Below are 10,148 nucleotides of genomic sequence, written 5' to 3'. Positions count from 1 at the left end.
ATTTCAAACCCAACCTTTTCAGGGCTGCATCCGCCGCCCGCGTCCACCGTTCCCGTAGGGCAGCGTTGGTGTTGTGGCGCAAGCCAAGTGATCTCAGATGCTCAAATCGTTTCGGGTCATCCCTCCCGAAAGACACCGCTACGCGTGGCCACCAATAGTCCACAGCGTCTTGCATGTCTTGCGACTCTTCGTGTTCAACCAGCTTCACAGCACCTTCCAACGCCAGTTCGCCGTGACGCGCCTCGATTGGTGCGATCTGCCGGAAAGCCTCGGCCAGTGGCTGGTAAGAGACGGTCGAGAACTCGGCCAGTTGCTCTGCCACAGCACGGCTCATCAGCAGGTTCATGACGACGGCATCAGTCCAACCGGAAATCGGATAATTGAACACCGCAAGCCGCATGTCATGTTCGCTGCGGGTCGCGCCGATATCCGCTTTTCGATCCAACCGGGCGGTCCACGGGTGATGCGTGGCATAACGATCGGTGTCGGCGCCGAACTCACCCATGATTTTCAGAACCCGGTCCGCATGGTCCGTCTTTTCCAACACGATCTTCGCCGCCGCGATGCGTTCCTTTATGCCGGGGCCCTGGTTGATGACATCAGCAAACCCTGCGGCACCTGCGAGTTCGCTGTCCACAAACGTAGCCATCAGTTTCATCAGTTCGGCGCGGTAACGCGGCGGTACGTTGGTCGGATTGGTCAGCACTCCGCCTGCGGCCAGATAGGTGTCAAGTGTCATGGCGTCGGTCATTGATCCTCTCCCTTTACTGGTCGTAGTCCACGACCACACGGTCGGTCACCGGGTAGGCCTGACAACTCAGCACGTAACCTTTTTCGACCTCGTAATCTTCCAGCGCGTGATTGGCGAGCATCTCGACCTCGCCCTCAAGAACACGGCAGCGGCAGGTTGAACAAACCCCGGCCTTGCAGGCGTAAGGCGCGTCCATGGCATTTTCCAGGGCGGCATCCAGAATGGACTGATCCTTCGGCAAGGTGACGGTCTGCGTCGCGCCGTCCAGTGTGATCGAAGCACTGGTCTGGTTTGCCTGCGTGCCTGCGTCGGCCGCGTTTGTCTTGCGCCTGGCCCGGCCCGGCTGGGCGCTGGCGAAGAGTTCGAACTTGATCTGGCTGTCCTCAAGTCCGTGTTCCCGCAAAGCGGCGGCAATACCCAGCATCATCGGCTCTGGCCCGCAGATGAATGCGGTGTCTGCATTCTTGACATCGATCCAGTGCTTGAACAGCTCGCGGCATTTTTCCTGCGTTACCAAACCGGTGAACAGGTCAATCTCCTGCGCGTCGGTTTCCAGAATGTGGATGACGTTTAGCCGACCCATATAGAGGTTCTTCAGATCCTCCAGTTCCTCACGGAACATGATCGTGTTGATGCCCTTGTTGGCATAGATTAGCGTAAATCGGGATTTGGGTTCTCGGGCCAGCGTGGTTTTGAGGATCGACAGAACAGGCGTGATCCCCGATCCGCCGGCGAAGCCAAGGTATTGTTTTTCCGCATCCGCATCGATGGGCACGTGAAAATTGCCCATGGGCGGCATCGCCTGCACGACGTCACCTATGTTGAGGTCCTCATTTGCCCAGCTTGAGAACGCGCCACCCTCGACACGTTTTATGCCAACTTGAAGAACACCGTCATCCTTGCCAGCGCAGATGGAGTAGGAGCGGCGCAGTTCTTCACCGTCGAATTCGCGCCGGAACGTCAGGTACTGGCCAGCGGCAAAGTCGAACTGTTCCGCCGCACCGTTGACGGGTTCAAGCGTAACGACAACCGCATCGCGGATGGTTTTGTGGATGTCGGTGACTTTCAGGTCGTGAAAACGTGCCATCCGGTACTCCTCCTCAGATGCACTTGAAATAGTCAAAGGGTTCCAGGCAGTCAGTGCAGCGCCAATGGGCCTTGCACGGGGTCGAGCCGAACTGGCTGACCTTTTCGACTGCTTTACTGCCGCAATGGGGGCAGCGATCCGGGCCGCCGGCGGGTTGCGGCGGCGCAATTCCATAATCTTCCAGCTTGGCGCGGCCTTTTTCGCTGAGCCAATCGGTGGTCCAGGCGGGTGAAATGCTGGTTTCTATGCGCAGATCCCCGATGCCGTGATCGCGCAGGGCGGTTTCGATATCCATACTGATGATGGATGTCGCCGGGCAACCGGAATAGGTTGGCGTGACGGTTACGACCAGAGTGTCAGCGTCCCAGCGCACATCGCGCACAATGCCCAAATCCACGACGGAAATAACCGGGATTTCGGGATCGGGCACGGCATCCAGCCAGCTCCATATCTGGTCAGTCGACACCCGCATCCGCTTTTACCAGCTTGCACCGGGATAGGCGCGCTGCAGCCACTGCATCTGCGTCAGCAGATGGCCCAGATGTTCGGTATGCATGCGCCCGTCCCGCCCGCCTTTATGGGCAAATCGGCTTTCCGGAAGGGTCAATGTCGCCTTGGCCAGAACCCGTTTGACCAGCGCATCATATTCTTCGCGCAGATCGGCCGGGTTCGGCGCGATCCCGGCCGCAGCCATCTGAGCGTCGATGTCATCGCTGACAAACATCTCGCCCACATAGGGCCAGAGGTAATCCAGCGCCGCCTGCATCCGGGTGTGACTTTCTTCGGTTCCATCACCCAGACCTACGACCGTTTCTGCCGAACGCTCGAGATGATAGGCGACTTCCTTGCTGGCTTTGGCAGTAATCGCGGCGACACGATCATCAGAAGATGTCAGAAGACGGCCGAGCATGATCGAATGCCAGGCATCGAACAGGAACTGGCGCATCAGGGTGCGGCCGATATCACCGTTCGGAACCTCGACCAACAACACATTGCGGAAATCCCACGCGTCGCGCAGAAATGCCAGATCATCGGCGGTTTTGCCGCCGCCTATCTCTCCGGCAAGGCCAAGCCACATCTGGGTCTGCCCAATCAGGTCCAGCGCCGTGTTGGCCAGTGCAATATCCTCCTCCAACACTGGCGCGTGGCCGCACCATTCGCTGACGCGATGGCCCAGGATCAGGGTATTGTCCCCCATCCGCAGCAGGAACTGCTGAAACGCTTCGTCGCGGGTCATCACATCGCCCCCACTTCTTCGGGGATGTCGAAAAAGGTCGGGTGTCGGTACACTTTGCTTTCGCTGGGCTCATACAACGGACCTTTGTCACTGGGCGACGAGGCCGAGATGTTGTTGGCTTCTACCACCCAAATCGAGACGCCTTCGTTGCGGCGGGTATAGACGTCGCGTGCGTTCTTGATCGCCATTTCCGCGTCCGGGGCATGCAGCGAGCCGACATGTCGGTGGCTCATCCCATGTTGACCGCGGATGAAGATTTCCCACAGGGGCCATTCGGTATTCATCGGGTTTCCTCCTCAGGGTAAGCTTATTCGGCAGCCAGATTGCCGGCCTGTTTCTTGCGGGCGTGGGCCAACAGCCCGTCACGCACCCATTTGCCGTCATCCCAAGCCTTGTTGCGCGCCGCCAGTCGGTCGACGTTGCAGGGGCCGTTGCCCTTGATCACATCGAAGAATTCCGACCAATCCGGCTCTGAGAAATCGTAATGCCCGCGCTCTTCGTTCCACTTCAGGTTCGGGTCGGGGATTGTCAGTCCCAGATATTCGGCCTGTGGGACGGTCTGGTCGACGAATTTCTGGCGCAGCTCATCATTGGTGTTGATCTTGATCTTCCAAGCCATCGACTGCGCGGAGTGGACAGAATCCTTGTCGGACGGTCCAAACATCATCAACGACGGGTACCAGAAGCGATTCATCGCGTCCTGCGCCATCTTGCGCTGCTCGGGCGTGCCTTCGGCCATTTTGCGGATCGCGTCATAGCCTTGGCGCTGATGGAAGCTTTCTTCCTTGCAGATGCGGATCATGGCGCGTGAGTACGGCCCGTAAGATGTTCTTTGCAGCGGCACTTGATTCATGATTGCAGCGCCATCGACCAGCCATCCGACCGCGCCAATATCCGCCCAGTTCAGCGTCGGGTAATTGAAGATCGACGAGTATTTCATGCGGCCATCCAGCAGCATCTCGGTCAGTTCATCGCGGCTGACACCCAACGTTTCGGCGGCACAATACAGGTAAAGACCATGCCCGGCCTCATCCTGCACCTTGGCGAGAAGGATCGCCTTCCGCTCCAGCGTCGGCGCGCGTGTGATCCAGTTGCCTTCGGGCAATTGGCCCACAATCTCGGAATGAGCGTGCTGTCCAATTTGACGGATCAGCGTCTTGCGATACCCGTGCGGCATCCAGTCCTTGGGTTCGATCTTGATATCCGCGTCGATCCGCGCCTGAAATTCAGCAAGCTTTTCCGGATCTTCATTTGACGCTTCGGATTCTACCATCTGAGCATACATGTCCCGTCTCCTCCGTTACACGCGTTCAAGTATAAGGGCCGCACCCTGCCCGACACCAACACACATGGTGCACAGGGCATAGCGCCCGCCGGTACGTTTCAATTGATAGGCTGCGGTCAGCACAAGACGCGCACCGCTCATGCCCAGGGGATGGCCCAGCGCTATCGCGCCACCGTTGGGGTTCACGTGGGGCGCGTCGTCGGGAAGGCCCAGCTCGCGCAAGGTGGCAAGACCCTGAGACGCAAACGCCTCGTTCAGTTCGATCACGTCCATCTGATCCACGCTCAGCCCTGCGCGGGCCAACACCTTGCGGCTGGCCGGCACCGGGCCGATGCCCATCACACGTGGCGCAACACCCGCAACCGACATGCCAACCACACGGGCCATCGGGGTCAGACCGTTCTTGGCTGCCGCGGCCTCATTCGCCATCAGGATCGCCGCCGCGCCATCATTCACACCGGACGCATTTCCCGCCGTCACGGTTTTGTCGGGCCCGTTCACACCTTTCAGACCCGCGAGTTTTTCTGCCGTAGTTCCCGGGCGCGGGTGCTCGTCCGTATCAACGACAATCGGATCACCCTTGCGCTGGGGAACCGAAACCGGGGTGATTTCGTCCGCGAACACACCAGCCGAATGCGCGGTGGCCCAGCGGGACTGGCTGCGCGCGGCAAAGGCATCCTGGTCTTCCCGGCTGATACCATAATCTTCCGCGACATTGTCGGCCGTTTGCGGCATGGAGTCGACGCCGTATGCCTGCTTCATCTTCGGGTTCACGAAACGCCATCCGATCGTGGTGTCGTATACCGCGTTGCTGCGGGTGAACGCCGAACTTGCCTTGGGCATGACGAACGGCGCACGGGACATGCTTTCCACGCCACCCGCAATGGCCAAATCATAGTCGCCCGCCTTGATGCCGCGCGCCGCCATTCCCACGGCGTCCATACCGCTGGCACACAAACGGTTCACCGTCGTTCCCGGAACGTCAATCGGCAAACCCGCCAGCAGTGCCGCCATACGCGCAACGTTTCGGTTGCTCTCGCCCGCCTGATTGGCATCGCCATAGATCACGTCGTCAACATTGGCCCAGTCGACCTGAGGATTGCGCGCCTTCAATGCCGCCAACGGCAGAGCAGCCAGATCATCTGTGCGGACCGACGAAAGCGCTCCTCCGTAGCGTCCGATCGGAGTGCGCGTCGCGTCACAAATGAAAGCGTCCATTTTAGAGTACTCCTGTTCCCATGGAACAATATCAACCGTCTGGTCGGTTAATAAATCTTCCCCTGATTCGATGCAAGGCTTATGTTACTCAATCTTCTCACATGTCGCACATCCTGTAACATTAAAGATGGCTGCTGACCAAAGAGGTTTTCTTGACTGCAAAAAAGACGACGCAGCCATTCTTAATAATGGCAGGAAATCCAACAGCTCGCCCGAACTTTGCCTTGCCGAGGGTCAGTCTATCAGATCGGCTTCCAAGCTCGATAGCGAGGGGCGCGGCAGCCTTTCCAACAAGTGCGAGACAGCTTCTCTGCACGCCGCGCCTTTCCAGTCATCCGGCAGGAAAACCGGCGGGAGGCTTGGATGGCGCAGAACGATACGTCGCCAGGCATGCACCACCAGTACGCGCAGAACCGCCGAACGCATCGGATCGCCCGCCCCCTCTGCGGGCAAAAGCCGCTCAACAACCTGAATGGCGTCCCAGAACTGATCATAGGCGGTTTTCAACGGCTCCGGCCCGCAGAGGTCGCGAAGCCAGTTCGGGACGGACATCGTGTCGCTCTCGAAACCCAAAAGCTCTTCAAGATCATCCGGCATCGGCCCGGGCGCCATGGCCGTGGACGCATTCAGCGAGAAGTAATCCCCCGTCAGCATCAGGTCCGACAATTCCTTTCGGGAACTTTCCGAGTTGCTGGCGATGAGGACATGCCAGATATCCGGCATGTTCGGGTCGCGGGAATAGATACGCGGTGCGGCTGCAACGCTTTGACCGCGGCCAAAGCTGGTCAGCCTGTGCACACTGTTCCGACCGACCCGCGTGCTTTCAATCCAGCCTTCCTTGCGCAACCGATGCAACGCAACACGCGTGGCCTCGGCCCTGATCCCCGCCAGACGCGTAAGCGCCGTGATAAGTGATCCGCTGATCTGATCTGATCCTTCCTGCGCCAGATCGCCGAAAATCGTGACCAGAACAGACCACACCCGCTGGGTGCTTGTCGTGGTCAGCCGGCTGACACAGGTTTCAAACCAGTCTGGAGCGGTATCTTTCATTTGCCCAGTATAATCGGGCCCGAAGGAAATGCCATCCGGCCCAGCGCGCAAACAGTTTCGTACAGGGTCAGGATTTCGCCAACGGGGTCGGTTCAGTCAAGCGTTGTCGGGCAAGACAAATGATCGGCCGAGGCAGCGCCAGCTGCGCGCGGCCCGCGGCGCCTGCCGCTCTATTTGGAATGCATGTCACGTTTGCGGTTGCGAGTCCGTTTCGTGGCCTCTTCCGAGCCGTCGTGATAGGTTCCCAACCACTTGTCCCAGGGCATTTCCGCGTTGCCGTAATTGCATTCGTAATAACGGTGATGCAACTGGTGGAAAAACGCCCCGATCAACAACGCCTGACGGTCGCGCGCCCAGATGGCCTCGTACCCGGAATGAGACGAGGCGGCGCCCAACATCAGCCAATACCCCAGAAAGATCATGTGCACCGGGTTGCTGGGCAGTACCAGCACGATCAGGATGGCACTGAGATACCCCAAAACCTCGACCGGATGCATCGACATGCCCGACCATGGGCCAGTGTTGACGTTGCGGTGATGCACCGCGTGAACATGTCTGTAGATGAATGGCTGATGCAGAAACAAATGCACAACGTAGAAATGAAAGCTCTGCCAGATCGCCAGGATCGGGAACAGCAGCACGAACCAGACCGGATGCGCCGCGAAGCTGAGCGTGGCGATATAGTCGTTGGAATACATCCAGCGCAGAAAGCACTCCAGCATCGACAGGAATGTCGCGCCAAAGACCATTGAATGGTAGATGTTGTCCCACGTCTGATAGCCGAACTTGTACAAAGCGTTCTTTCGCTTCATGTAGGGTCTCGGGTCGTATTTCAGCAGCTTTCCCTGACCGTCGACCCCGTAGAACCACATGTGCAGGCCACCCGCGACGATCAAAAGCAGCACCCAGTTCCGAATGAACACCCATGACATCCAGCCCGGGGCAAACGAGGCCTGCCCGGCATCGACAGGTTGTACCCAGAAGGCCACCAGAAAGGCCAATGCCAGAAAGATCGAGCGGTCCGAGAACTGAAGCCAGTTCTGCCAAACCCATTTCGCCAGGACGCTGATTTTCGGCGGCCAGTTCCAGTACGGGGCGAATTTCACCGGCAAGTCCGGGTGCCAATGCCATTCGCGGCTCATGGGTCCGGGCTCGGGCGGTGCGTTGGTGGTGTCCTGAGGGTTGGCATCTTGGATCGTCACGTGATTGTCCTTTCCTGAATTAAGTCACCTTTTTCAGGACCAAGCCGGTGGCGGCTCGTAAGGATATTTGCGTGATGGCCGGCGATACACGATGTGACCAATTTAAGGAAAGGGCGGTGGTTATCGAGCGCCTTGCGCAACCTGCCCCGCCCATCTGGTTTCTTTGGGGAACGAAAAACGGCCAGGCGTTCCAGCCGTTTTGCTTCAGGCGTGATGCAGGATCCGCCCTTGTCGGCGAATGTACCGGCGCATGATTGATGATCCGCCATGACATAGATCCGTTTCTTGCCCGCCGCGCACCGCCCTATTCGGCGGCCTTCAGCTCAGATCCTTGCGGGATCACTTCGTAACCGGGCTCTTCGGGTTCATCATCCAGCATTTCCGATGGGAACCCCGGGGCGCGGATATCCAGCCCGGTTTTGTCTTCAAGCCGGCGGATGATGTTGGGGGAAAACTCACGAGGGCCGTATTTCTCGATCCCGTCCTTGAAAATTTCGATCATCAGCGGATTGATCTCCAGCGGCACCCCGGCGCGATCCGCCACCTCCTGAAACAGGCCGATATCCTTCAACACCAGGTCCATCGTGAACGAGATATCGCGAGATCCGTTGAGGATCACCTGACTTTCGGTTTCATGCACGAAGGATGTCCCCGAACTGATCTTGATTGCCTCATACGCCGTATTCAAATCCATTCCGGCGGCCTTGGCGACGACAAGCGCCTCTGAACAGGTGATCAGGTTTGCAGTGGCCAGATAGTTGGTCAGCACTTTCAGTACCGAAGCAGATCCCAGCTTACCGGTATGAAGGATGCGACGCCCCATCGTGGTCAGAAAGGGCAGGATACGTTCGAACGTAGCGCGATCACATCCGGCAAAAATCGAAATGTTGCCGGTATCCGCCCGATGACATCCGCCCGAGACCGGACAATCGACGGCAGCGCCACCGCGTTCTTTCACCATCGCACCCAGACGCTTGACCTCTGCTTCATCCGTGGTGGACATCTCCATCCAGATTTTGCCCTCGGTCACTTCGGGCAGCATTTCCTGCATCACAGCGTCCGAAGCCGCCGGAGAAGGCAGGCAGGTGATCACCGCATCACAATCCCGCATCAGTTGTGCCGGATTCTCGGCAGCCTTTGCCCCGCGGTCGACGAAACCTGACACCAGATCAGAGTTCAGATCATGTACGGTCAGATCAACGCCATTGCGCAGCAAACTGCCACTGAGTTTCCCGCCGACATTTCCAAGGCCGATAAATCCAACTTTCATACCTGCGTTCCCTTTCCGGTGGCCAATCAGATGACCGGCGCTGTTTTCCCTGATGAAATCTACGGGCGTTGAATGTAGCGTGTAAAACGAATAAATATCGCCAGTATCCATAAAATTTTTTGGTGCTGGAAATGTCAAAATCGCCCAATCTGGTCTGGCTGCGGTCTTTTGACTGTGCCGCACGGCACATGAGCTTTACCGCCGCGGCAGAAGAACTTGGCATCACACAGACGGCCTTGAGCCTTCACGTCCGCTCATTGGAAGCACAGCTGGGCTGCCCTTTGTTCTTTCGTGCCGCGCGCAACCTCAGCCTGACAGAGGTCGGGCAGGCGTATGCGTTTTCCGTTCGGCGTGCCTTGGGCGATATCGACCTGTCGACCGCAAGCCTGTTTGGCTCCAGCCACAAGCACGAGCTGGTCGTGCGTGTGCCGATTTCCACAGCCAGTTTGTTCCTTGCCGGCAGATTGCCCGAGTTTTCATGCGCACACCCGGGTGTATCGATCAGGTTGGTTTCAAATATCTGGGCAGAATCCGCGGGCAGGGAAAACGTCGATGTCGAGCTGCGTTTGGGAAACGGGGAATGGAACGACGGGCCATTCAGCAAGATCTCGGATGAGCGTATCGTTCCGGTTGCAGCCAGATCACGAGATCGGAAATGGCCTTTGGCGCAAGAACTGCTGGCCAAACCCCAGATACAGATTTTGGGTTTTCAGGACATGTGGCACCGGTATTTTTCCGCTTTCGGCACAGAGTATTCTCCCACAGCGCCCTCTTTCACCGTAGACACGACAATTGCCGCCGTGGACATCGTGGCGGAAGGTGAGGGATACGCAGTAATCCTTGAGCGCTTTGCCAGAACCGCAATCGAGGCCGGAAGGTCCATCGCGATTGTCGGGGACGCCATTCCAATCGAACAGAGCCATTTCCTTGTCGATGGCCAGAGATCGAACGCGAACTCTGCTGCAAAACAGATGTTTGAAACCTGGCTGAAACAGATTTTCGCCTGAGATATGCCTGCGGGCAATGAATTCGATCTTCTATTTTTGAC

At 58.0% G+C, this 10,148-nt stretch carries 12 protein-coding genes; 1 reads left to right on the top strand and 11 read right to left on the bottom strand.

Features of this window, described 5'->3' with window-relative positions; translation table 11 throughout:
• From AC2FNN_RS14075 to AC2FNN_RS14025, 11 genes are all read right to left on the bottom strand, one after another.
• The coding region (locus tag AC2FNN_RS14075) for a Phenylacetic acid catabolic protein (protein ID WP_496759170.1) at positions 1–751 on the bottom strand (751 nt) is incomplete at its 3' end.
• 13 nt (positions 752–764) lie between these two features.
• The gene (locus AC2FNN_RS14070) at positions 765–1,838 is read right to left on the bottom strand and encodes a 2Fe-2S iron-sulfur cluster-binding protein (RefSeq protein ID WP_496759169.1); all 1,074 of its coding nucleotides are present in this window, start codon (positions 1,836–1,838) and stop codon (positions 765–767) included.
• Between the two features lie 13 nt (positions 1,839–1,851).
• On the bottom strand, positions 1,852–2,310 hold the full coding sequence (paaD, locus tag AC2FNN_RS14065) for a 1,2-phenylacetyl-CoA epoxidase subunit PaaD (RefSeq protein WP_496759168.1): 459 nt from the start codon (positions 2,308–2,310) through the stop codon (positions 1,852–1,854).
• 6 nt (positions 2,311–2,316) lie between these two features.
• A complete protein-coding gene (paaC, locus tag AC2FNN_RS14060) occupies positions 2,317–3,075 on the bottom strand; it encodes a 1,2-phenylacetyl-CoA epoxidase subunit PaaC (RefSeq protein WP_496759167.1) in 759 nt (252 codons plus the stop codon).
• Complete coding sequence (gene paaB / locus AC2FNN_RS14055) at positions 3,075–3,359, bottom strand: 1,2-phenylacetyl-CoA epoxidase subunit PaaB (protein ID WP_209507558.1); 285 nt, start codon at positions 3,357–3,359, stop codon at positions 3,075–3,077. Before paaB ends, paaC begins: the two co-directional genes overlap by 1 nt.
• 23 nt (positions 3,360–3,382) lie before the next feature.
• Positions 3,383–4,360 carry a 1,2-phenylacetyl-CoA epoxidase subunit PaaA gene (gene paaA / locus AC2FNN_RS14050; RefSeq protein ID WP_496759166.1) on the bottom strand — a complete coding sequence of 326 codons (978 nt, stop codon included), beginning with the start codon at positions 4,358–4,360 and terminating at the stop codon, positions 3,383–3,385.
• 15 nt (positions 4,361–4,375) lie between these two features.
• Positions 4,376–5,578, bottom strand: coding sequence for a 3-oxoadipyl-CoA thiolase (gene pcaF / locus AC2FNN_RS14045; protein ID WP_496759165.1), 1,203 nt, complete (start codon positions 5,576–5,578; stop codon positions 4,376–4,378).
• A gap of 234 nt (positions 5,579–5,812) precedes the next feature.
• Positions 5,813–6,628 carry a PaaX family transcriptional regulator C-terminal domain-containing protein gene (locus tag AC2FNN_RS14040; protein WP_496759164.1) on the bottom strand — a complete coding sequence of 272 codons (816 nt, stop codon included), beginning with the start codon at positions 6,626–6,628 and terminating at the stop codon, positions 5,813–5,815.
• A 170-nt stretch (positions 6,629–6,798) separates the two neighbouring features.
• A complete protein-coding gene (locus AC2FNN_RS14035; protein WP_496759163.1) occupies positions 6,799–7,830 on the bottom strand; it encodes a sterol desaturase family protein in 1,032 nt (343 codons plus the stop codon).
• Entirely contained in the window at positions 7,827–8,099 is a 273-nt protein-coding gene (locus tag AC2FNN_RS14030; RefSeq protein WP_496759162.1) for a hypothetical protein, read from the bottom strand. The genes AC2FNN_RS14035 and AC2FNN_RS14030 overlap by 4 nt, the downstream gene beginning before the upstream one ends.
• A 35-nt stretch (positions 8,100–8,134) precedes the next feature.
• Positions 8,135–9,100, bottom strand: a complete 966-nt coding sequence (locus AC2FNN_RS14025) for an NAD(P)-dependent oxidoreductase (RefSeq protein ID WP_496759161.1) — start codon at positions 9,098–9,100, stop codon at positions 8,135–8,137.
• A gap of 131 nt (positions 9,101–9,231) precedes the next feature.
• Between AC2FNN_RS14025 and AC2FNN_RS14020 the strand changes: the two genes are divergently transcribed.
• Positions 9,232–10,107, top strand: a complete 876-nt coding sequence (locus AC2FNN_RS14020; protein WP_496759160.1) for a LysR family transcriptional regulator — start codon at positions 9,232–9,234, stop codon at positions 10,105–10,107.
• The last annotated feature ends 41 nt before the right edge of the window (positions 10,108–10,148 follow it).

This window comes from Ruegeria sp. BHSA118 (assembly GCF_059613405.1).
This window is presented reverse-complemented; position numbering and strand designations above follow the sequence as displayed.